Below are 21,311 nucleotides of genomic sequence, written 5' to 3'. Positions count from 1 at the left end.
AGCGTTCAACTCACGCGTTCCGAACGTAGGACACGCACGTTCCGAACGTAGGACACGCGCGTTCTGAAGGTAGGACGCGGGGGGTTAGGCGGCGAGGGCTGGGGCCTTGTCGGCGGTGGGGAGGCCCAGGGCGCGGGAGTAGAGGGACTCGAAGGTCTCCAGGGTGGTGTCGATGGCGTGCGCGGCGATCATCTCGCTGCTGGCGGCGCCCATGCGGGCGGTGATGGTGGGGTCGGAGGTGACGGCGTGCAGCCGGTCGGCCAGGCCGCGCACGTCGCCCGGCGTGAACAACCAGCCGTTGCGGCCCGGCTTGCACAGGTGCGGCAGCGCCATCGCGTCGGCGACCACGACCGGCTTGCCCGCGGCCATCGCCTCCATGGTGGCGAGGCTCTGGAGTTCGGCGATGCCCGGCATGCAGAACACGTCGGCGCTCGCGTAGGCGTCCAAGAGCTCGGACTCGCTGACGAAGCCGCGGAACCTCACCCGATCGGTGATGCCCAGGTCACGCGCCAGCAGCTCCCACTCCGCGCGGCACGACCCGTCGCCCACGATCTCGGCGTGCAGGCGCGGCACGAGGGCGAGGGCGCGCAGCAGCTCGTCGACCCGCTTCTCCTCGTCCAGCCGCCCCACGAACAGCACGGTCGGCGCGTCGGTGTGCCGCACGGGCTTGCGCGACCGGTACCGGTCGATGTCGATGCCGCACGACACCGGCACGGCGCGAGCCGGGAACCCGTTGTCGTGCAGCAACCGCACGGCCCGCGGCGTCGGCGCGGTCACCACGTCGGCCTGCCCGAACACCCGACCCAGGTCGCGCCACGCCCACCGCGACGCCATGCCCTGCAACCACGCCGGCACGTGGGCGTGCCCGAACAGGTTCTCCGGCATGAAGTGGTTCGTCGCCACCGTCGGGATGCCCGACGCCGACGCCTGCCGCAGCACGTACCGCCCCACCACGAAGTGCGCCTGCACGTGCACCAGATCCGGCCGCAGCTGCTCCAGCAGCACGCCGACGTCCTTGCGCACCGCCCACGGCAGCCCGACGCGGAACGTGCGGTGGAACGGCGTGCGGTGCGAGCGCAGCCGGTGCACGGTGATCCGGTCGGCGCGTTCGGTGCGGGCCGCACCGTCCGGCGACACGGCGATCACGTGCACGTCGTGGCCACGACCCGCGAGTCCGGTGGCGAGGCGGTGGGCGAACCGGGCCGCGCCGTTGACGTCCGGGGGGAACGTCTCCGCGGCGATCACGATCCGCATGGCGCGTCCGTTGGTCACTGTCGTCTCCGATCTGGTGGGAACTGCGGGAAGAGTGCGAGTGCGGGCCAGCGCGACGACGCCGCCGACGGCGACCGCGGCGCAGGCCAGTTGGGCCGCGCCGACGAGGACACCGGTCCGGTTCGCCTCGCCGAGCAGCCCCGCGCCGATGCCGACGGCGACGAGCGGGTCCACCACGGTGAGGCAGGCGACCGCCACGTGCGGCGGTCCGCTGGCGTAGGCGTGCTGGATGAACCAGCCGCCGACGACGAGGGCGGCGACGATGCCCGCCGCCGAGAACGCGGTGGTCCACGCCAGGCCGCCCTGCTGGACGTCCTGGGACACCGACCGCATGAGCACGGAGACGAAGCCGTAGGCGACACCGCCCGCCGCGCCGAAGCCGAGGGCGCGCACCGCCGGGCGGCTCGACAGCACGCCGACCAGGCCCGGGACCGCGATCAGGCCGAGCGCCAGCAGCGCCGCCCGCACCTCGGCCTCCGGCGCCACCTCGGTCGACGTGGCGCTGCCCGCGGCCAGGAGCACGAACGCCCCCACGCCGAACGTGGTCCACGCGACCGCGGGCAGCTCACGCCGGCGACCGTCGAGGACCGCGGTGATGCCGATGGCCACCACACCGACCGGCTGCACCACGCTCAACGGCGCCATCCCCAACGCCGCCGCGTGCACACCGGCGCCGAGGACGAGCAACACCAGGCCCAGCAGCCACCGCGGCCTGCGCAGCAGCTCCAGGACCCGCAACGCGCCCTCGCTCGCCCGCACGGCGTCGTGCTGCATGCGTGCGGCGAAGGCGAAGAACACGGCCCCCAGGACCGCGAGCAGCACGGCGAGCCAGGTCATGACCTCACCCCGCGACGCGGCACGGCGGCGGCGAGCGTGAAAAGCAGGCAGTAGAGCAACGCGAACAAAACGCGTTCGAAAAGTCCGAGCACGACCGCGCCACTGCCCGGGCTCAGCACCGCGACGTGACTCACCATGAATGCCACCGAGGTGAGACCCGCGGCGACCGAAAAACGTCGCAGGGTGGTACTGGAGATGAACGTGCGGGAAATCAACCAGCCCGCCAGCGGCAGGCTCGCGAACATCACCGCGCCCGCGTACCGGTGCACCGCGCCGGAGAACGACGTCGGCGTGCCGGTCGGGTCGGTGGGGAACACGGTGGCCACGGTCAACCCGGTCGCCCACAGCCCCATCAGCACCGCGACCGGCCCCCGCCTGGGCAGACCCGACCGGACCAGGGCGACGAGCAGGCCGACCGACGCCGCGGCCAGGGACAGCGCGGTGACGGCGAGCAGCCCGCCGCCGTCGTCCACGAAGATGTAGTCGCTGATGGTGTGGGTGATCGGGCTAAGCTCGCCGATCGACGCCACGTGCAGGTAAACAATCGGGAACAGCGACAACACCAGGCCCGCAACAACCAACGGCACAAGCCCCGCGACCGCCGCCGGCAACACCGCCGTCGTTCTTTTCCCCCGGATCTCCACCACGAGGAAAATCCTCGCCCGGAATGGAGTCGCAGGATATCCGGAACACCCCCGAGGCAACCCTGAAGCCACCCGGAGAACCCTGGTGGGGTTGACCCCACCACCGGGGTGGGGCGGGCCACGCCCTAGGCTTCCGCGTCGTGAGCCCGCATCCCCAGCACCCTGCCGTGGAAGTGTCGGGGCTGGTCAAGCGCTACGGCTCCACCGTGGCGGTGAACGGGCTCGACCTCACCCTGGAGACCGGCACGGTCCTCGCGCTGCTCGGTCCCAACGGCGCCGGGAAAACGACGACCGTCGAAGTGTGCGAGGGATTCCGGGCCGCCGACGGCGGTGAGGTGCGCGTCCTCGGGCTCGACCCCCACCGCGACGGCGACCGGCTGCGGCCGCGCGTCGGCGTGATGCCGCAGGGCGGCGGCGGGTACCCCGGCGTGCGGGCCGACGAGATGCTGCGCCTCGTGGCCGCCTGCGCCGCCAACCCCCTCGACCCCGCGTGGCTGCTCGACGTCCTCGGGCTGTCGTCCTCGGTGCGCACCCCGTACAAGCGGCTCTCCGGCGGGCAGCAGCAGCGCCTGTCACTGGCGTGCGCCCTCGTCGGCCGCCCCGAGCTGGTGTTCCTCGACGAACCGACCGCCGGCATGGACCCGCAGGCCCGCCGCCTGGTGTGGGAGCTGGTGTCGGCGCTGCGCGCGGACGGCGTCAGCGTGCTCCTCACCACGCACTTGATGGACGAGGCGGAAGCCCTCGCCGACCACGTCGTCATCGTCGACGCCGGCCGCGTCGTGGCGCAGGGCAGCCCCGCCGAGCTCACCGAGCACCACGCCGACGACCGGCAACTCCGCTTCCGCGCCCGCCCCGGCCTGGAGCTGACGCTGTTGCGCGACGCCCTGCCGGAAGGCCTGGAAGTGCGCGAAGCCAGCCGGGGCACCTACCTCGTGCACGGCAACATCGACCCCCAGGTCCTCTCCACGGTCACCTCGTGGTGCGCGCAGCAGGGCGTGCTGGCCGAGGAGCTGACCGTGGCCAGGCGCAGCCTGGAGGACGTGTTCCTGGAGCTGACCGGCAGGGAGCTGCGCTCGTGACGCGACCACCGACCTTCGCACCGGGCACGTTCACGCCCGCGCCCGGCCGCGGGAAGCTCGGCCGGATGCTGCTCGCCCAGGCCCGCACCGAAACCGTGCTCACCCTGCGCAACGGCGAGCAGATCCTGCTGACCGTACTCATCCCGGTGGCGCTGCTGGTCGCGATGACCCTCATGGACGTCATCCCGGTGCCCGAACCCCGCGTCGGCTCCGCCACCGCACGCATCCTCGCGCTGGCCGTGATCTCGTCGGCGTTCACCGGGCAAGCGATTGCGCTGGGCTTCGACCGGCGCTACGGCGTGCTCAAGCGGCTCGCCGCGACCGCGCTCCCCCGCTGGCTGCTGGTCGCCGGACGGGTCGTGGCGGCACTGGCCGTGGTGGCCGTGCAGGTCGTGATCATCTCCGTGGTCGCCCTGCTGCTCGGCTGGCAACCACCGTCGGTGACCGGCTTGCTGTGGGCGTTCGTGCTGATCGTGCTCGGCACCCTGTCGTTCGGCGCGCTCGGCGTGCTGCTCGGCGGGGCGTTGCGGGCCGAGGTCGTGCTCGCGCTGGCCAACATCGCGTGGTTCGTGCTGCTGCTCATCGGCGGCGTCGCGCTCGGCGTGGACGCCCTGCCGGGGTGGCTCGCGACCATCGTCGACGCCCTGCCGTCCGCCGCGCTCGCGCTCGCGCTGCACGACGCCGTGGTCGAGGGGACCGCGCCGGGGTTCGGTCACGTCGCCGTGCTGGTGATCTGGGGCGTGGTCGCCGGCGCGCTGGCGGTCAAGACCACCAGGCTCGGCTGACACCCCCGGGCGGCGGTTCTCAGCCAGTGGTACCTACCATCGGGTCGTGTCCGCCCCATCCTGGCTCACCTCGTTCCTGAGCACGTTCCAGCGCGCGTTCGCCATCGCCGTCGTGATCGCCCAAGGCGGCATCGCGGTCACCGGCTCGATCGTGCGGGTGACCGGATCGGGCCTCGGCTGCCCCACCTGGCCGCAGTGCTTCGAGGGCAGCCTCGTGCCGGTCGAGCACCCCGAGGTGGCGTCGCTGCACCAGTGGGTCGAGTTCGGCAACCGGACGTTGACCGGCGTGGTGGGTGTCATCGCGGGGTTGTGCGTGCTGGCGGCGTGGTTCAACCGGCCCCGGCGAAAGCGGGTCGTGGTGCTGGCGCTGGTGCAGTTCGGCGGGGTCGTGCTGCAGGCCGTGATCGGCGGGTTCACCGTGCTCACCGGTCTGCTGTGGTGGACGGTGAGCGTGCACTTCCTGGTGTCGATGCTGCTGGTCTGGTTCGCCGTGCTGCTGGTCGCGGCGCTGGGTGAGGGCGACGAGCCCGCCCGGCCGCGGGTGCCGCGGGCGTTGCTGGCGTTGCAGGTCGTGCAGGCGGTGACGTTGGGGCTCCTGCTGATGGCCGGCACGTTCGTCACCGCGGCCGGTCCGCACGCGGGCGACGCGGCGACACCGCGCCTGGACGTGTCGGTGGACACGTTGTCCCAGGTGCACGCCGACCTGCTGTTCCTGTTCCTCGGCATGCTCGTCGCGCTCGGCTTCGCGTTGCGCGGCCACGCCGTGCCGCGGCGGCCGTACTACGCGTTGGTGGCCGTGGTGCTCGCGCAGGGCGCGCTGGGCATGGTCCAGTACTGGACCGGCGTGCCGGAGGTGCTGGTGTCACTGCACGTGCTGGGCGCGGGTGCGGTGGTCGTCGCCACCGCCGCCCTGTGGGTGTCCACCCGCGAACGGCCTCACCGCGAGGACGAGGGCCTGCGCTCCCAGACCGCGGGCAGTTCGGTCGCCAGCCACGTGTAGATGTCGTCCACGGTGCGCAGCCGCACGGCCCGTTCGGGGTCGCCGCTCATCAGCCGCATCCCGGACTCGGTCAGCTCGCGCACGCTCACCAGCGCGTCCAGCTTGCGCTGGATCAGGTCGACCCACCGCTTCTCGTTGATCCGGTACTGCGCCGCCTGCCGCCCGCGCCGCGTCCGCTTCGTCACCAGGCCGGCGTTCACCAGGAACTTCAGGTTCGTGCTGATCGAACCGCTGCTGGCCTCCAGCTCCTGCGACAGCTCGGCGGCGGTCCGCTCCGTCGGCTGGCACACCAGCAGGTAGCCGAGGATGCGGCCGCCGATCAGCGGGATGCCCTCCTCGGCGAAGTGCGCCGCGAACCGCTCGATCCACGCCGACAGCCGCGTTTCCCGTCCGACGCTCAATGCGACCCCCTGTGCTCCGCGTCGACACTTCGGCCGACACTGAAGGCATAGTAGGTCGGGTGCTGATCATCACACAACGGCGCCGCGCCGTCCTGAGCGTTGAACTCGGGTGTTCCGAACGTAGGACTCTCGCGTTCTGAGTGTTGGACTCTCGCGTTCTGGGGGTAGGACATGCGGGGGTCAGAGGCGGCGAAGGCCGGAGAGGACGCGTTCCATCAGGCCCAGGTCCGGTTGGGCGCCGTCGGTGGACGCGGTGCTGTGGACGTCGATCAGGCCGCGTTCGGCCATGTCGCCCAGGAGGACCTTGGCCACGCCCAGGGGCAGGCGCAGCAGCGCGGCGATCTCGGCGACCGACCGCGGCCTGGCGACGAGGGAGATCACCTCGTGGTACTCCGACTTCATGGCTCCCGGGTAGTCCCAGTCCACCGCCGACACCAGCGTCTCGATCTCCAGCTGGTACGACGACGTGGTGCGGCCGCCCGTCCACGAGTAGGCGCGGACGATCGAGGCCGCCTCCTCGCGCGGGTACTCGAAATCGTCGTCATCGTCGAAGACCGGGCGGTGGGGCTTGGTGTCCCCGGTCGCGGTGGGTTGCTCGGGCTTCGGCTTCTCCTGCTTGCGACGGCGGGAGGAGTCGAGGCTGAACCCGTTCAGCAGGGCGGCGAACGTCTCGTCCGACGCCCCTGGCTCCTCGTTCCGGTCCATGACCACCTCACGCAGACGGGCGGGCCATCATCCGCTTCGCGCCGTGGAGCTGGGCGCGCAGCTCGGGGGTCAGGAGCTGGCCGACCTGATCGACGACCACGGTCATCTCGTAGGCGACCTGGCCGACGTCGGCGTCCGGCGCGGCCAGCACGGCCAGGCACGAACCGTCCCGGATCGACATCAGCAGCATGATCCCGTACTGCATCTCGATCACCGAGCGCAGCACGCCGCCGCCGTCGAAGCACCGGGCCGCCGACTCGGTCAGGCTGGCCATGCCCGCCGCGATCGCGGCGAGCTGGTCGGCCCGGTCGTCGGGCAGCCCGTTCGAGGCGGTCAGCAACAGGCCGTCCACCGAGATCACCACCGCGTGGGCCACCCCGGGCACGCGATCGGCGAAGTTGCTCACCAGCCAGCCGAACTGGTCGACCTGTCGCGACTTCTGCGTGCTCATCCGTTCTCCTGCCCAGCTCGATTCTCACCGGAACCCCGCACACCTTGCCGGATCCCGGTCTGGTAGCTGGCGAGGAACCCGCGTGTCGCCTGAGGATCCCTCCGGACGGGTGCCACCGCGTCGGGCGCACTCGGCCGTTCGGCCACCAGATTGGTCCGCGGCTGCCGCTTGGGCAGCTCCGCCGGAATGTCGTTCACTGGCTTGTCTTGCCCAGGCTTGTCGTGCACTGGCTTGTCGTTCACGGGCGCCTCCCCGCGCGCGTGGATGTCCGCGGCGCGGTGCCGCGCGGGTTCCGCCGGTCCGGACGGCACGGGGGCGCCGCCGAACCAGGTCGAGGCCGTGCGCCGGGGTGCGGGTGCCGGCGGAGTGGCGGGCGGTGAGTCGACGGTGCGGCCCTGGAACGGCGCCCAGCCGTCCTCCTTCAACGGCACGACGGGCGGCAGGACCGGCTGCGGCAGCGCGGGCCGTGACGTGCCGTTGCGCGGCAGAGCCGGCTGCGGGCCGGTCGAGTGGGGCAACGCCGGCTGCGGGCCGGTCGAGTGCGGCAGAGCCGGCTGCGGACCCGTGGTGCGCACGCCCGTCGTGTGCGGACCCGCGGTGTGCGGACCGGCCGTGTGCGAGGCAGTGGAGTGGGAGCCGCCCGAGTGGGAGCCCGCCGAGTGGGAGCCCGCCGAGTGCGGCACCGCGGGCTGCGGGCCGGTCGACACCATCGGGATCGAGGCCTGCGCGGGTACCGGGCGGGCCGGTGACGCGCCGGTCGCGCGCACCAGTTCGGCCGGCAGCGCCACGACTGCGCGCAGCCCGTCGCCCTGCTCGCGCAGCATGACCTCGATGCCGTGCCGCCCGGCGAGCCGGCCCACCACGTACAGGCCGAGCTGGCGGGACACGGGCAGTTCGCCGGAGTCCTCCGACGCCGCCAGCGCGATCCGGCGGTTGGCCTGCGCCAGGTCCTCCTCGGACATGCCGACGCCGAGGTCGATCACGTCGACCAGCACGCCGCCGCCGGGCCGCGGCCGGCCGCCGACGACGACCTGCGTGCGCGGCGGCGAGAACGTGGTGGCGTTGTCCAGCAGCTCGGCGACGAGCCGGACCAGGTCGCCCGCGGCGTAGCCGACGACCTCGACCGACGGCGTGGTCTGCACGACCACCCGCTGGTACTGCTCGATCTCGGACGCGGCGGCGCGCAGCACGTCGCCCAGCGGCACCGGACGGGTGAAGCGGCGGGCCACGTCGCTGCCGGAGAGCACCATCAGGTTCTCGTTGTTGCGGCGCATCCGGGTGGCGAGGTTGTCCAGCTTGAACAGGTTCGCCAGCTGCTCGGGGTTCTCCTCCTGCCGCTCCAGCTCCTCCATGAGCTTGAGCTGCCGCTCCACCAGGCCCTGGCTGCGGCGGGACAGGTTGATGAACGCGTTGCGCATGCCGGTGCGCAGGTCGGCCTGCTCGGCCGCGGAGCTGACCGCCTGCCGGTGCACCGCGTCGAACGCGCGCGCCAGCTGACCCAGCTCCTCCTTGGTGTCCACCGGCACCGGCGCCACGGTGACGTCGTGCGCGGCGTTCTCCCGCAACTGCGCCACCAGGGTCGGCAAGCGGTGTTCGGCGACGTCCAGCGCGGCGGTGCGCAGCGCGCGCAGGGACCGCAGCAGGTAGCTGCCGATGACGTAGCCGACCGCGGCGGCGGCGAACATCGACGCCAGCAGGATCACGGCCGCCGCGCCCGCCCGGTCACTGGTGGAGTCCTGCAAGCGCCCGGCGGCCGAGATGAGCTGGCCCTCCAGGGACCGCAGCACGACGCCGAGCTGCTTGAGGGTGCTCTCCGAGCCGGTGTTCCAGGCTTCGGCCTCGACGAACAGCTTCACCGCGCTGGAGTTGACCCGGACCTGCTGGAAGAGGCTGTTGCGGAGGTCGACCTCCTGGCCCGCGACGGTGCTGCGGTAGTCGGCCTGCTGCTGCGGCGTGGCGACGGCGGAGAAGTCGGCCAGCTTGTCCTGCTGGCGGGTGTAGGACTGCTCCAGCGCGGTCACCTCGGTGTCGAGCAGCACGCCGCGGCTGATGCCGGCCAGCACCGTGGCGTGCTGCCAGGACACCTGCTCACCGGCCATGGCGAGGTTGTGCAACGCGGTCGCGGTGCCCGACAGCGCCGGGTCGCCGAAGTCGCCGACCATGGCCTGGTCGAAGTCCAGCAGGGCACGCGTCACCACGGTGTAGCCGCCGATGGCGCCCTCCAGGTCGACGCTGCCCGACAGCACGCGCTCGCGCAGCTGGGGCAGGCCGTCGAGCTGGACCGCGACGTCGCGGAACCGGGCGTTGGCGACCTCGCCGAGGGTCGTGGTGCGCTCCATCAGGTTCCGCACGCCGGCGGCCGCGTTGTCGGTGGCGCTGATCAGTTCGCGGAACTCGCGCTCGGCGACGCCCGCGCCCTCGGCCCGCTGCGCGGACAGCGCGCGTTCGGCCTGCACGCCCGCGATCAGCGGGTCGATGCCGGCACGCAGCGTCACGATGCGCTGCATCGAGGCGTAGGTGTCGGCGCTCTTGACGTACCCGCGGATCTGCACCAGGCCCGCGCCGACGGCGACGAGCACGGGCACCGCCAGCACGGCGGCGAGCTTGACCGGCAGACGCCAATTCCGCCAGTCCGCGACGGCGCTCCACCACTGCCCGCGCACGTTGTTGTCGCCAGTCACCAGACAAGCCCCGGAAAGTCCGTAGTTGTTTCGAAGTTGAACGACGTCGACGTATTCAGGACCGACGAGCGTGGATGTTGCTGGGCGGATAGTAGGTGGTGGACAGGCGTGGGACAACGACCTTGCGGTCGGTCCTCATCCGATCGGCGCAGCGTGACGACATCGGGTGCATCGGAGGCCAATCGAGACGACGGTCCGGCGTCGACTGGGCAGTCGTGACCCGACCGATGGCCGCATCCCGTTGACTGGCGGCCCATCGCGGTTACGCTGAGCGCTCGCCGCCGGCCCGTGCATCCCCGTGCGCGGCGAAGGTAAATCCCCGTGGAGGATTGATGACGAAGGCGATCCTGCCTCCGACGGATTCGAGACCCGCTCGCGGCGGGCGTGGCTTCGCCACTTTCGACGACCCGGGGTCATCCCTGTTGGTCGACGAAGCGGGCGACCCCGACTTCGTCGCGCTCCAAGCGAGCGCCGATTTCCGCGAGTTGCGCCGGCGGATCAAGATCTTCGTGGTGCCGGCCACGTGCGGCTTCCTGCTGTGGTACATCGGGTACGTCGCGCTGTCGGCCTACCTGCCCGACTTCATGGGCACGCCGGTGTGGGGCGTGCTCAACGTCGGCCTGCTGTTCGGGCTGCTCCAGTTCGTCACCACGATCGCGCTGACGCTGACCTACGCCCGCTACGCGCGGCGCAAGCTCGACCCGCAGGTCGACGCGGTCCGCTCGCTCACCGCGGAGGACCGGGCCTGATGGGCGGCAACACCGCGATCAACCTGGGCGTGTTCGGCGTCTTCGTGTTGATCACCCTCTACATCGTGTACCGGGCGGGCAGCCGCAACGCCACCGCGTCGGACTACTACGCCGCGGGCAGCAGCTTCACCGGGCCGCAGAACGGCATCGCGCTGTCGGGCGACTTCCTGTCCGCCGCGTCGTTCCTCGGCATCTCCGGCAGCATCGCGGTCAACGGCTACGACGGCTTCCTGTACTCCATCGGCTGGGTGGTGTCCTGGCTGCTCGGCCTGATGATCATCTCGGAGCGGTTGCGCAACACCGGCCGGTTCACCCTCGGCGACGTGCTGGCGTTCCGGATGCGGCAGCGCCCGGTGCGCGCCGCGGCGGCCAACGTCACGCTGGTGATCTCGCTGTTCTACATGATCGCGCAGATGGCGGGCGCGGGCGCGTTGATGGCGCTGCTGCTGGACGTGCACAGCAAGGTCGGGCAGTCGGTCATCATCGCCGTGGTCGGCATCGTCATGGTGCTGTACGTGCTGGTGGGCGGCATGAAGGGCACCACGTGGGTGCAGATCATCAAGGCCGTCTTCCTGATCATGTGCGTGACCCTGATGACGGTGTTCCTGCTGGGCAAGTTCGGCTTCAGCCTGTCCGCGATCCTGGAGACGGCCTCGCGCAACACGCCGCTCGGGCCGGAGGTGCTCCAGCCGGGCGTGCGGTACGGCGGCACCCCCACCAGCCAGCTTGACTTCATCTCGCTGGCCCTGGCCCTGGTGCTCGGCACGGCGTCGCTGCCGCACGTGCTGATGCGGTTCTACACCGTGCCGAACGCCCGCGAGGCGCGCCGCTCGGTGGTGTGGGCGACGTGGATGATGGCCACCTTCTACCTGTGCACGCTGGTGATCGGCTTCGGCGCGCTGGCGCTGGTCGGCTCGAAGGCGATCACGTCGGCGCCCGGCGGCGAGAACTCCGCCGCGCCGCTGCTGGCCTACGAGATCGGTGGCGCGGTGCTGCTGGGCGTGGTGAGCGCGGTGGCGTTCGCGACGATCCTGGCCGTGGTGGCCGGTCTGACGTTGACGGCGTCGGCGTCGTTCGCGCACGACGTCTACGCGAACGTGATCAAGCACGGCCAGGCCGACCCGCGGTCGGAGGTCCGGGTCGCCCGGCTGACCGCGGTCGTCGTGGGTCTGCTCGCGATCGCGGGCGGTATCGCGGCGAACGGGCAGAACGTGGCGTTCCTGGTGGCGCTGGCGTTCGCGCTGGCGGCGTCGGCGAACCTGTCCACGATCATCTACTCGATGTTCTGGAAGCGGTTCAACACGCCGGGCACGCTGTGGGCGGTGTACGGCGGGCTCGGGTCGTGCATCGTGCTGATCGCCTTCTCCCCCGCCGTGTCGGGCGCGAAGTCCTCGATCTTCCCGGACGTGGACTTCGCCTGGTTCCCGCTGGGCAACCCGGGCCTGGTCTCGATCCCGTTCTCGTTCCTGTGCGGCTACCTCGGCACGGTCCTGAGCAAGGAGAAGGCCGACCCGGTCAAGCAGGCCGAGATGGAGGTCCGGTCGCTGACCGGCATCGGCTCCGGCTTGAAGTAGGGCACCACTCGCGTCACGACGCCGAACGCCGGAGCCCAGTGCTCCGGCGTTCGGCGTGCGGGCGTCGTCGAGGGCTACCGCCGGGCGAGGGCGGCCCGGACGGCCGAGGCGAACCGGAGGGGCGCGGTGGCGTCGGTCTGGCGGAAGCCCAGCGAGGGTTCGACCAGTTCCAGTTCGAGCAGCAGCGGCGCGTTGTCGGTGCCGGGGATCAGGTCCACCCGTGCGTACAGGAAGTCGTCGCGGCGCAGGCCGGTGAGCTCGGCGGCGGCGTCCACGACGTCCTCGGCGACCCGCCGTTGCGCGGCCGACGGTGCCGCGCCGGACAGGCGTTCCACGATGTACAGCCCGGATTCGTCGTACTGGGCGTCCTCGGTGAGCATGGCGCCCTTGGTGAACGCGTGCGAGTACAGCCCGCCGAGGAACACCATGGCCGTCTCGCCGACCGAGTCCACGTTCGCCTGGTAGGGCTGCACCAGCGCCGGCACGTCCAACGCGGCCAGGTGCGCGGCGGCCGCCCCGTGGTCACCGGCCGCGACGCGCAGCGCGCCCCGCGAGCCGGCGCCGACGGTCGGCTTCACCACGAACTCGCCCTCCGGCCAGTCGGTGAAGCCGGGCTCGGCCACCGCCGTCGGCACCACCGGCACGCCGTGCCGCGCGAGGTCGACCAGGTAGGTCTTGTCGATGTTCCACCGCACGACCGACGCCGGGTTCACCAGCTTCGGCTCGGCGTCGCACCAGGCCAGGAACTCCGGCAGGCGCTCCGGGTAGTCCCAGGTGGACCGCAGCACGACCAGGTCGGCCTCGACCGGCGTGCCCCACTCGGCCCACGCGGCGTGCACGCCGACGTCGGCGAGGGCGTCCACCAGCGCGTCGTCGTCGCCGTCACCGGCGGGCAGCGACGCGCAGGTCGCGAAGACGACCTTCATCGGCCGGCCATCTTGCGCCGGTGCGCCGGGCCGATCCTCACCGCCGCCGTCGTCTCGCGGTCCCACTCGTGCCGCTCCAGGTCCGCGACCGCCTCGACCACGGCCTCCGCCGACGCCACGTCGGGCAGCACCACGTCGCCCATGGCGCCGTCGTCACCGACCAGCACGACCCGCGCGCCGGCCCGACCGACGTTCTCCACGACCGCGCGGGCGGGCTTGCCGTGCGCGGCCACGAACGCCGTCGCCGTCTTCACCGCACGCCCGATCTTCTTGTCCTCTGCCACGTCGGCCAGACTAGAACCTGTCGGTAACTTCCGCGCACGTGACGACGCCCACGGTCCGCGGACGGCAAGATCACCGCCTCCCGGAGCACGCCGGCGCGAGGTAGCTTGCGGTTCGTGACCGATACTCCTGAGCTCACCCACCTGGTCGAACGGTTCCTCGCCTGGCACTTCGACCACAGGCCGGGCAACGCCGCGATGCTCGGCTCGTTGGCGCACGACCACACGCTCGGCGACTTCAGCGCGAGCGCGTTCGCCGACTACGAACGCGGCGCGGACGCGTGGCTCGACCGGTTCACCGCGATCGGGGTCGACGACCTCCAGCTGTCGGTGGACCGCGACCTCGTCGTCGCCGTGCTGCGCGGTGTGCGTGCGTCGGCCACGTGGCCCGCGTGGCGGCGCGACCCGTCGCTGTACACCGGCGCGGTGCTCTACCCGTTGTTCAGCGCGTTCCTCAACCGGCTGCGGCCGGAGCCGGAGCTGGTGGCGAGCGTGGTGAAGCGGCTGGCCGAGGTGCCCGGGGTGCTGGCCGCGTGCCGCGCGAACCTGGACGCCGAGCTGGCCGCGCCGAAGATCGTGCGCCGTGCCGCCGACCAGGCCCGCACCGGACGGGCGTTCCTCACCACCACGCTGCCCGCCGAGGTGTCCGACCCGGCGTTGCGCGCGGAGCTGGCCGAGGCCGCCGAACCCGCGGCGCGGGCGTTCGACGAGCTGGCCGTGTTCCTGGACGAGTTCGCGCAACGCGCCGCGGGCGACTGGCGGATGGGCGAGCGGCTGTACTCGACGCTGCTGCGCGAGCAGGAGGTCTTGGGTTACGGCGCGGCCGAGCTGCACGAGCGGGGCAAGGCCGCCTACGCCGAGTTGGACGCCGAGATGCGCGAGCTGGCCGGGTCGGCCGACTGGCATTCGGTGATGGCGTCGTTCCAGGACGACCACCCGCCGACGCCGGAGGCGATGCGGGCCGAGTACGAGGCGGAGACGCGGCGGGCACGGGCGTTCCTGGTGGAGCACGGCCTGGTGACGTTCGCCGAGGGCGAGGAGTGCCGGGTGGTGCCGTCGCCCACGTTCCAGCGCCCGGTGCTGTCGGTGGCGTCCTACATGTCGCCGCCGCCGCTGACCGACCTGCGGACGGGCCACTTCTTCGTGCCGTTCCCGCCGGACGGGTTCACCGCCGAGCAGACCACCCAGCGGCTGCGCACCAACTCGCGCGCCCAGCTGGCCACCATCGCGGTGCACGAGGCCTACCCCGGCCACCACTGGCACCTGTCGTGGCTGGCCGCGCAGGACCGGCCGGTGCGCAAGGTGTTCCGCACCCCGTACTTCTCCGAGGGCTGGGCGCTGTACGCCGAGAAGCTGCTGCGCGAGCACGGCTACTTCACCGCCGAGGTGGTCGGCGACGCGGCCAAGGCGCGGGCGCAGGAGCTGGCGCACGTCGAGGCGCGGTTGTTCCGGGCCGCGCGGATGATCGTGGACACGGCGCTGCACTGCGGCGACATGGGGGTCGAGGAGGCCGAGGAGTTCATGACCACCAAGGCGTCGTTGACGCCCGGCACGGCGGCCGGCGAGGTCAGCCGGTACTGCGCGTGGCCGACGCAGGCCCCGTCGTACCTGACCGGCGCGTTGGAGATCGAGCGCATCCGGTCGGAGTACACCGGGTCGCTGCGCGACTTCCACGACACGATCGCGGGCGCGGGCGCGTTGCCGCTGGGCCTGGCGCGCAAGGTCGCTCTCGGCAGGTGAGACGCGCCGGGACGGGCGGGTTTCGCGGAACACGCCGGCCGTCGCGGCGGTTGGCGTACTGACGTACGGACATCGCTACAGGAGGACGACACATGCCCAAGGCAGTGGTGGTGCGCGCGACCGGCGGACCGGAAGCGCTGGAGTTCACCGACGTGGCGGCGAAGTCGCCCGGCGCGGGCGAGTTGCTGGTGGACGTGGCCGCGGCCGGGGTGAACTTCATCGACTGCTACCACCGCGAGGGCCGCTACCCGCTGGCCCTGCCGTTCGGGCTCGGCCTGGAGGGGACCGGCCGGGTGAGCGCGGTCGGCCCGGACGTGACCGGGTTCGCGGTGGGTGACCGGGTGGCCTGGGCCCAGGCCCTCGGCAGCTACGCGGAGCAGGCCGTGGTGCCCGTGAAGGACGCCGTGCCGGTGCCGGACGGGGTGGACGACGACACGGCGGGCGCTCTGCTGCTCCAGGGCCTCACCGCGCACTACCTGGTCGCGTCGACGTACCCGGTGCAGAAGGGCGACACGGTGCTCGTGCACGCCGCCGCCGGTGGCGTGGGGCTGCTGCTGGTGCAGTTGGCCAAGGCGCGGGGCGCGCGGGTGATCGGCACGGTGTCCACCGAGGCGAAGGAGGCGCTGGCCCGCGAGGCGGGCGCCGACGAGGTGATCAGGTACGACCTGGCGGACTTCGCGCCCGTGGTGCGTGAGCTGACCGACGGCGCCGGTGTCGCGGCGGTGTACGACGGCGTGGGCGCGACGACGTTCGACGGCAGCCTGGCCAGCCTGCGGCCGCGTGGCGTGCTGGCGTTGTTCGGCGGGTCCAGCGGCGCCGTGCCGCCGTTCGACCCGATGCGGCTCAACCAGGCGGGCTCGGTGTTCCTGACCCGGCCGTCGCTGGGCGCGCACGTGGCCACCCGCGAGGAGCTGGAGTGGCGGGCCGGTGAGCTGTTCGCGGCCGTGGCGGACGGTTCGCTGACCGTGCGGGTCGGCGGGCGCTACCCGTTGGCCGACGCGCGGCGGGCGCACGAGGACCTCGAAGGCCGCCGCACCACGGGCAAGCTGCTGCTCGTCCCCTGACACCGAGCTCGAGCCGGCTGACGGGCGGAGGGGCGGTCCCGACCCGGGACCGCCCCTCCGGACTGTTCGCGGCGGACTGCTCGCGGCGGTCCGGTCAGCCGGTGACCTTGACCGCGTCGACCACGAAGATCAGGGTCTCGCCGGGCCGGATGTCGCCCTGCCCCTGCGGGTAGCCCTTGTCGGACGGCACGACGAGCAGCCGGCGGCCGCCCTCCTTCAGGCCGATCAGGCCCTCGTTCCAGCCCTTGATCACGTTGGCCTGGCCGATGTTCTTCAGCTCGAACGGCTCGCCGTTGTCCCAGGACGCCTCACGGGTCTGCTGGTCGCGGAAGGTCGCGAGCACGTAGTGCACCTCGGCGGTGGAGCCGGGCTTGATCTCGGGACCGGTGCCCTCGGTCAGGTCCTCGACGACCAGCCCGTCCTGCGGCGTGCAGCCGGTCGGGACGGTGATCGTCGGCTTCGCCCCCGCCGCACCGGTCACCTGGTACTGCGCCACCTGGCACGGCGGGCCGCTCGGCTCCGGCAGGTCCGCCTCGGTGGGCTGATCCTCCGGCTGGGCGGCGGTCGCGGACGGTGTGTTGGTGAGGGTGGACGGCCGGTCGCTAGCGGTGCACGCGGTCAGCGCCAGACCGGCGGACAACAAGGAGACGAGGGCCAGGGCCGTACGGCCGACAGTACGCATGGTTGCCGAGCTTAGGGTTCACCCCCGCGCGGCCCGTCGCGGCCCCACCAGCAGGCGCAACGCGGTCACCGTGCGCTGCTGTCGATCTACGAATCAATCCGCAAATGTGCCACTAATTACCGCTTCCGCCGTTGCGTACTCGCGCGTACAGTAACTCCGCGCACTTGATCGCATACCGAGAGCATTCGGCCGATCGAGTGCCCACCAAGGAGGTGACATCGTGTCCGCGGAGCCGAAGGGCGTCCGCAGTAACCTGTTACAAGAATTGTTCTGGACCAGAACGGGTCTGCTCCTGCTGGCCCTCATCGTCACTTCCGGCGTCAGTCTGGCCATTTCCAGCACAATGGATCAAGGAGCGCTCCGCACGTTCCTGACGTCGGTCGGCACCGGCACGTTGATCTCGGCCGTGGTCGGGTTCGGGCAAACGTTGATCACCAGTTCGGCGGCGCAGCGGGCGCTGGTCACGCCGGTCGTCGAGGAGAGCCGCAAGGCGCTGCGCGACCTCACCGCCGAGTACCGGGCACTGGACCGCGAGTTCTTCCCCACTCACGTGTTCGAGCCGACCGCCCGGCCGGACCCGGCGTTCAACCAGGTCATGATGCAGGACCTGGAGCGGACCCGGTTGTTCGTCTTCCGCGGCTTCGCGGGCCGTTACGCGGCCTGCCGGCTGCTGCTGTCGCAGTCGGAGTGCGAACTCAAGGCCGTCCTGGCCGATCCCCGGGACGGTGACGCGATCAGCGGGCGGGCGCGGTACCTGCTGCGCAACGAAGGCGCGGACGGCGACTACGACGTGATCGCGGCGAGGCTGCGCGAGCAGATCTCCATCGGCCTGGTCGGCCTGTTCCTGGCCCGCGGCCGGTGCTCGCGGATCGACCTGACGATCGTGTCCGACCCGCCGCTGGACCGGCTGGAACTGTTCGACGACAGCGTGTGGCTCACCCTCTACAGCAACACCAGCGCGGGCGTGATCCGTTTGTACCCGCGCACGGTGCGGTTCGCCGAGGGCTCGTTCATCTACGGGATGGAACGCGCCGAGTTCCTGCGCATCAGCAATTCCAAGGCAGGGCTCCACGTCGTCATCACACCGGGCACCAGTCGGGCGGACTTCCTCGCCCTGTTCGAGAAGATCACCGGGACCACGCTCACCGACGACGGGTTCCGGTCGCTGGAGGAGAAGTTCCACCGGTTCCGCAAAGAATTCTCCACTTCCGCTCAGCTGGGGAGCTGATAAGCCGTGCTCACCGAGTTCACCGGGTTCTCCGCCCTCGCGGAGCTCGCCACGCTCATCGCCGTGGCCGACCCCCCTGTCGTCGACCACTGGGGACACGTCGAGAGGCGTTTCCAGGAGTGGGCGGGCCGACCCGGCCTGCGGGAGAGGCTGCGCGGGCACCTGCGCGCCCTCTCACCGCAGGACGAGATGCGCGTCGTGGCCAGATCCCGCGAGACGACGACCCACTTCGCGTGGTGCCTGCGGGACGAGCCGGCCGAGCCGTTCACGTTCTGGCTGCACGAGTACAAGCCGCAGCGCGACTGGCGGGCCGGCTACGCCGACTCCATCCACAACCACCGCTACCACTTCTGCACGACCATCCTGTCGGGCTCCTACCTGCACGAGCGCTTCACCGCGGACGTGGCCGACGACGGCGGGGCGATCCTGTCCACCACCCTGCTGCGCAGTGCCGAGGCCCACGAGGGCGCCTCGGGCACCATGCTCGCGCACGAGTTCCACCGCATCCCGAAGGCCGCGGACGACACCATGACGTTCCTGGTCAAGTCGCGCGCGGTCAGCCCGTGGAGCCTCAGCTACGACCCCGACACCCGGACCAGCCACCGGCACGTGCCGGTCGAGGCGAGGTTGGAGGACCTGACGAACAACCTGTAACCGGCGCCAAGGATCATCGCGCGCGCCTACCATCGGCCCACCCGGCACGGGAGGGTCCAATGAGTACTGTCACCAGGACGGTCACGGCGCAGGCGATCTCCGAGGTCGAGGGCGAGGTGTGGCGGCTGTGCCGCGACCTCGCCGCGAAACTGCAGTTCCACGGCTGGCACCACGTCAGCTTCGTGCGGGACAAGGCCGTCCACTTCGCCCGGCGCAACGGCTCGGACGTGGCGCTGGTCGAGGTGGCCGCCCTGGTCCACGACGTGAACTACATGGTCCGGCGCAACTCGCTGCCGGTCGACGGCAGGCGGCTGCGGCTGGACATCCTGGCGCGCGCGGGCGTGCCGGACGAGGTCGCGGCGCGGGTGGACGCGGTGGTCGAGGAGGCCGAGATGCGCACCCGCCACCGCGACATCTCACCCGAGGCGCAGGCGCTGTCGGACGCGGACACGCTGTTCAAGGCCCTGCCGGTGACGCCGGTGGTGCTCGCGCCCAAGTACCTCGAAGAGAACGGGATCACGCTCAAGGAGCTGGCGCACAAGATCGTCGGCGAGCAGCGGGGCAAGCACGACGACGGGTACTACTTCTACGACCCGGAGGCGGCGGCCACCTACTCGCGGTGGGCCACCGCGAACCTGGAGCTGTGGTCGTGCATCGTGGAGTCGCTGGACGACCCGACCGTGAACGAGCTGCTGTCGGCGGTGTCCTAGGGCTTCAAGGCTTCTCCCAGACCAGCAGGGTGGACTCGAACACGGCCCCGTCGATCATGACCACCACCAGTTGGGCCCACCGCCCCTCGGACGTCTTCACGCAGAAGGCGGAGCCGTGCCCCACCTCCTCCAGCCCGACGGTGGTGACCGACTTCGCGGAGGTCGTGCAGCTCCGGTACGACGGCGGCTCTTCGATGACGACGAGGTGCCCGGCCTGGAGACCCTTGTCGAAGGTGAGGTCGGTCTGCGGCGTCCGGTAGGCGGACACGCCACCGTTCTCGGTGGTGATGTCGAAGTCGATCGAGGTGCCCGCGGTCAGCCTGATCGACTCCTCGCGGAACGCGGCCGGGGCCGTCCCGTCCTGGGGTGCGCTGTTCTGGGCCGCACTGTCCTGGGGTGCGGCATCCCGGGGTGCGGCGGGGCGGAGTTCGAGCCAGCCGAGCACACCGGCCGTGACGACGCCCACCACCGTGACCGTGACGGCCGGCACGAGCCCCTTGGCCGTGCGCTGCGGGTTTCGGCGCCACCGGAAGAGCAGCCCGACACCCAGCACCATGACGACACCGGCCGCGATCAGCCCCAGCGGAGCGAGGTTCCGGAGGCCGCCGACCAGCGACAGGAGCAGGGCGGCCACGCTCGCCACGCCACCGAGCACCTGCCAGCGGTCGACGGTGGCCTTGCTGAACGAACCGCGGCCGGACGGCGTCCCGTCCCCCTGCTCGGACATGGCGTCAGGCTAGCTATCCGCAAATATGCGGAAGGTGCATCAAGGGCGGGATCGAGCCCGGACGGGGACCGGGTTCAGAACGGCCAGCCGAGGACCGGCAGGCCGATCACGGCGTCCACGGCCAGGCCGCAGAACACGAGCATCAGGTACAGGTTCGACAGGTGGAAGAACTTCATCGTGTTGGTCGACCCGCCGCGGCGCACGACACCGTGCAGCCGGTGCGCGAACACCGCGAACCACACGCCCGACGCCGCCGCCACCGCGACGTAGATCCACGACGTCACCGGCGCCAGCAGCAACGTGCACACGACCGTGATCCACGAGTAGATGACGATCTGACGGGTGACCTGCTGCGCCGTCGCCACCACCGGCAGCATCGGCACCCCGGCCCGCGCGTAGTCCTCCTTGAACTTCATCGCGAGCGCCCACGTGTGCGGCGGCGTCCAGAAGAAGATCACGCCGAACATCACCAGCGCGGGCCACGCCACCGTGCCGGTCACCGAGGACCAGCCGATGATCACCGGCATGCAGCCCGCCATGCCGCCCCAGATGATGTTCTGCGAGGTCCGGCGCTTGAGCACCAGGGTGTAGACGAAGATGTAGAACAGGATCGTGGCCACCGCGAACACGGCCGAGATCAGGTTCGTGGTCAACCACAGGAACCCGAACGACACCACTCCGAGCACGATGCCGAAGACCAGCGCGTTGCGCGGCGGGATGGAGTCCTTCGCCAGCGGCCGGGCGCTGGTGCGCTTCATGACCGCGTCGATGTCCGCGTCGACGTAGCAGTTCAGCGCGTTCGCCGAGCCCGCGGCCAGGGTGCCGCCCGCCAGGGTGCACGCGATCAGCCACAGCGGCGGCAGGCCGCGGGCGGCCAGCAGCATCGCCGGGATGGTGGTGATCAGCAGCAGCTCGATGACCCGTGGCTTGGTCAGCGCCACGTACGCGCCGACGACCTGCCGGGGCGACCGCGCCGGAGCCTCGGTGACGGCACTCATGGCGTCGCGCTCCTCGTCAGGTCTGGGGATGGGCAGATCGTAACCGCGCGTTCTCCGAGCAGCCCGTTCGGGTACTCCCCTGAACGCACGACCCCTGTCTGTGCGTACACCCACAGAGCGTGA

General features: G+C 71.4%; 21 protein-coding genes. 10 read left to right on the top strand and 11 right to left on the bottom strand.

The genetic code is table 11. The features are described from left to right. Positions 1 to 84: 84 nt before the first annotated feature. Both ACYVLT_RS40225 and ACYVLT_RS40220 read right to left on the bottom strand, forming a co-directional pair. Complete coding sequence (locus ACYVLT_RS40225; protein WP_461125393.1) at positions 85 to 2,109, bottom strand: glycosyltransferase; 2,025 nt, start codon at positions 2,107 to 2,109, stop codon at positions 85 to 87. Continuing rightward, positions 2,106 to 2,756, bottom strand: coding sequence for a DUF998 domain-containing protein (locus tag ACYVLT_RS40220; RefSeq protein ID WP_461125392.1), 651 nt, complete (start codon positions 2,754 to 2,756; stop codon positions 2,106 to 2,108). Before ACYVLT_RS40220 ends, ACYVLT_RS40225 begins: the two co-directional genes overlap by 4 nt. Positions 2,757 to 2,893: 137 nt before the next feature. Here ACYVLT_RS40220 and ACYVLT_RS40215 point away from each other — a divergent pair, with 137 nt between their 5' ends. The 3 genes from ACYVLT_RS40215 (at position 2,894) to ACYVLT_RS40205 (ending at position 5,617) form a co-directional block, all read left to right on the top strand. Further along, positions 2,894 to 3,832, top strand: a complete 939-nt coding sequence (locus ACYVLT_RS40215; protein WP_360449873.1) for an ABC transporter ATP-binding protein — start codon at positions 2,894 to 2,896, stop codon at positions 3,830 to 3,832. Between the two features lie 65 nt (positions 3,833 to 3,897). After that, on the top strand, positions 3,898 to 4,617 hold the full coding sequence (locus ACYVLT_RS40210; protein ID WP_461125421.1) for an ABC transporter permease: 720 nt from the start codon (positions 3,898 to 3,900) through the stop codon (positions 4,615 to 4,617). A 46-nt stretch (positions 4,618 to 4,663) separates the two neighbouring features. Continuing rightward, positions 4,664 to 5,617 (top strand): COX15/CtaA family protein, encoded by a 954-nt coding sequence (locus tag ACYVLT_RS40205; RefSeq protein ID WP_461125391.1) that lies wholly within the window; start codon positions 4,664 to 4,666, stop codon positions 5,615 to 5,617. Here the strand turns inward: ACYVLT_RS40205 and ACYVLT_RS40200 are convergent. From ACYVLT_RS40200 to ACYVLT_RS40185, 4 genes are all read right to left on the bottom strand, one after another. Then, positions 5,554 to 6,018, bottom strand: a complete 465-nt coding sequence (locus ACYVLT_RS40200; RefSeq protein WP_360449868.1) for a GbsR/MarR family transcriptional regulator — start codon at positions 6,016 to 6,018, stop codon at positions 5,554 to 5,556. The two genes, ACYVLT_RS40205 and ACYVLT_RS40200, sit on opposite strands and share 64 nt — an antisense overlap. A gap of 180 nt (positions 6,019 to 6,198) precedes the next feature. Continuing rightward, on the bottom strand, positions 6,199 to 6,723 hold the full coding sequence (locus tag ACYVLT_RS40195; protein WP_461125390.1) for a DUF742 domain-containing protein: 525 nt from the start codon (positions 6,721 to 6,723) through the stop codon (positions 6,199 to 6,201). A 7-nt stretch (positions 6,724 to 6,730) separates the two neighbouring features. Beyond that, positions 6,731 to 7,174: a roadblock/LC7 domain-containing protein gene (locus tag ACYVLT_RS40190; RefSeq protein ID WP_053721379.1), complete on the bottom strand. Its 444-nt coding sequence runs from the start codon at positions 7,172 to 7,174 to the stop codon at positions 6,731 to 6,733. Then, complete coding sequence (locus ACYVLT_RS40185; protein ID WP_461125389.1) at positions 7,171 to 9,855, bottom strand: nitrate- and nitrite sensing domain-containing protein; 2,685 nt, start codon at positions 9,853 to 9,855, stop codon at positions 7,171 to 7,173. The genes ACYVLT_RS40190 and ACYVLT_RS40185 overlap by 4 nt, the downstream gene beginning before the upstream one ends. 422 nt (positions 9,856 to 10,277) lie before the next feature. Here ACYVLT_RS40185 and ACYVLT_RS40180 point away from each other — a divergent pair, with 422 nt between their 5' ends. Continuing rightward, positions 10,278 to 10,604 carry a DUF485 domain-containing protein gene (locus tag ACYVLT_RS40180; protein ID WP_461125388.1) on the top strand — a complete coding sequence of 109 codons (327 nt, stop codon included), beginning with the start codon at positions 10,278 to 10,280 and terminating at the stop codon, positions 10,602 to 10,604. After that, positions 10,604 to 12,178 carry a solute symporter family protein gene (locus ACYVLT_RS40175; RefSeq protein ID WP_461125387.1) on the top strand — a complete coding sequence of 525 codons (1,575 nt, stop codon included), beginning with the start codon at positions 10,604 to 10,606 and terminating at the stop codon, positions 12,176 to 12,178. Before ACYVLT_RS40180 ends, ACYVLT_RS40175 begins: the two co-directional genes overlap by 1 nt. 74 nt (positions 12,179 to 12,252) lie before the next feature. On the opposite strand, the gene ACYVLT_RS40170 is transcribed toward ACYVLT_RS40175, so the two are convergent. Together ACYVLT_RS40170 and ACYVLT_RS40165 are read right to left on the bottom strand one after the other, a co-directional pair. Then, positions 12,253 to 13,104 (bottom strand): ATP-grasp domain-containing protein, encoded by an 852-nt coding sequence (locus ACYVLT_RS40170; protein ID WP_461125386.1) that lies wholly within the window; start codon positions 13,102 to 13,104, stop codon positions 12,253 to 12,255. Beyond that, positions 13,101 to 13,388, bottom strand: coding sequence for a hypothetical protein (locus ACYVLT_RS40165; RefSeq protein ID WP_461125385.1), 288 nt, complete (start codon positions 13,386 to 13,388; stop codon positions 13,101 to 13,103). The genes ACYVLT_RS40170 and ACYVLT_RS40165 overlap by 4 nt, the downstream gene beginning before the upstream one ends. 114 nt (positions 13,389 to 13,502) lie before the next feature. Between ACYVLT_RS40165 and ACYVLT_RS40160 the strand changes: the two genes are divergently transcribed. Both ACYVLT_RS40160 and ACYVLT_RS40155 read left to right on the top strand, forming a co-directional pair. After that, positions 13,503 to 15,125, top strand: a complete 1,623-nt coding sequence (locus ACYVLT_RS40160) for a DUF885 domain-containing protein (RefSeq protein ID WP_461125384.1) — start codon at positions 13,503 to 13,505, stop codon at positions 15,123 to 15,125. 92 nt (positions 15,126 to 15,217) lie between these two features. Next, a complete protein-coding gene (locus ACYVLT_RS40155; RefSeq protein WP_461125383.1) occupies positions 15,218 to 16,189 on the top strand; it encodes a quinone oxidoreductase family protein in 972 nt (323 codons plus the stop codon). Between the two features lie 94 nt (positions 16,190 to 16,283). On the opposite strand, the gene ACYVLT_RS40150 is transcribed toward ACYVLT_RS40155, so the two are convergent. Further along, the gene (locus ACYVLT_RS40150) at positions 16,284 to 16,871 is read right to left on the bottom strand and encodes an FKBP-type peptidyl-prolyl cis-trans isomerase (RefSeq protein WP_461125382.1); all 588 of its coding nucleotides are present in this window, start codon (positions 16,869 to 16,871) and stop codon (positions 16,284 to 16,286) included. A gap of 220 nt (positions 16,872 to 17,091) precedes the next feature. Here ACYVLT_RS40150 and ACYVLT_RS40145 point away from each other — a divergent pair, with 220 nt between their 5' ends. The 3 genes from ACYVLT_RS40145 to ACYVLT_RS40135 are packed head-to-tail and all read left to right on the top strand — an operon-like array spanning position 17,092 to position 19,463. Next, positions 17,092 to 18,099, top strand: a complete 1,008-nt coding sequence (locus ACYVLT_RS40145; protein WP_461125381.1) for a hypothetical protein — start codon at positions 17,092 to 17,094, stop codon at positions 18,097 to 18,099. A 6-nt stretch (positions 18,100 to 18,105) separates the two neighbouring features. Then, entirely contained in the window at positions 18,106 to 18,753 is a 648-nt protein-coding gene (locus ACYVLT_RS40140) for a hypothetical protein (RefSeq protein WP_461125380.1), read from the top strand. Between the two features lie 59 nt (positions 18,754 to 18,812). Continuing rightward, the gene (locus ACYVLT_RS40135; RefSeq protein WP_461125379.1) at positions 18,813 to 19,463 is read left to right on the top strand and encodes an HD domain-containing protein; all 651 of its coding nucleotides are present in this window, start codon (positions 18,813 to 18,815) and stop codon (positions 19,461 to 19,463) included. A 4-nt stretch (positions 19,464 to 19,467) separates the two neighbouring features. Here ACYVLT_RS40135 and ACYVLT_RS40130 read toward each other — a convergent pair whose 3' ends face one another. Together ACYVLT_RS40130 and ACYVLT_RS40125 are read right to left on the bottom strand one after the other, a co-directional pair. Then, positions 19,468 to 20,190, bottom strand: a complete 723-nt coding sequence (locus ACYVLT_RS40130) for a hypothetical protein (protein ID WP_461125378.1) — start codon at positions 20,188 to 20,190, stop codon at positions 19,468 to 19,470. Between the two features lie 74 nt (positions 20,191 to 20,264). Continuing rightward, on the bottom strand, positions 20,265 to 21,188 hold the full coding sequence (locus ACYVLT_RS40125) for a heme o synthase (RefSeq protein WP_461125377.1): 924 nt from the start codon (positions 21,186 to 21,188) through the stop codon (positions 20,265 to 20,267). Between the last annotated feature and the right edge of the window lie 123 nt (positions 21,189 to 21,311).

The organism is Saccharothrix stipae (assembly GCF_054781895.1).
Note: the sequence above shows the minus strand (reverse complement) of the source record. Positions and strands in the feature narration are given on the sequence as shown.

Coding starts and splice junctions, on each gene's coding strand:
- ACYVLT_RS40225 (WP_461125393.1), bottom strand. CDS start 2,109: ATGACCTGGCTCGCCGTGCTGCTCGCGGTCCTGGGGGCCGTGTTCTTC.
- ACYVLT_RS40210 (WP_461125421.1), top strand. CDS start 3,898: ATGCTGCTCGCCCAGGCCCGCACCGAAACCGTGCTCACCCTGCGCAAC.
- ACYVLT_RS40195 (WP_461125390.1), bottom strand. CDS start 6,723: ATGGACCGGAACGAGGAGCCAGGGGCGTCGGACGAGACGTTCGCCGCC.
- ACYVLT_RS40190 (WP_053721379.1), bottom strand. CDS start 7,174: ATGAGCACGCAGAAGTCGCGACAGGTCGACCAGTTCGGCTGGCTGGTG.
- ACYVLT_RS40175 (WP_461125387.1), top strand. CDS start 10,604: ATGGGCGGCAACACCGCGATCAACCTGGGCGTGTTCGGCGTCTTCGTG.
- ACYVLT_RS40170 (WP_461125386.1), bottom strand. CDS start 13,104: ATGAAGGTCGTCTTCGCGACCTGCGCGTCGCTGCCCGCCGGTGACGGC.
- ACYVLT_RS40155 (WP_461125383.1), top strand. CDS start 15,218: ATGCCCAAGGCAGTGGTGGTGCGCGCGACCGGCGGACCGGAAGCGCTG.
- ACYVLT_RS40150 (WP_461125382.1), bottom strand. CDS start 16,871: ATGCGTACTGTCGGCCGTACGGCCCTGGCCCTCGTCTCCTTGTTGTCC.
- ACYVLT_RS40135 (WP_461125379.1), top strand. CDS start 18,813: ATGAGTACTGTCACCAGGACGGTCACGGCGCAGGCGATCTCCGAGGTC.
- ACYVLT_RS40130 (WP_461125378.1), bottom strand. CDS start 20,190: ATGTCCGAGCAGGGGGACGGGACGCCGTCCGGCCGCGGTTCGTTCAGC.
- ACYVLT_RS40125 (WP_461125377.1), bottom strand. CDS start 21,188: ATGAGTGCCGTCACCGAGGCTCCGGCGCGGTCGCCCCGGCAGGTCGTC.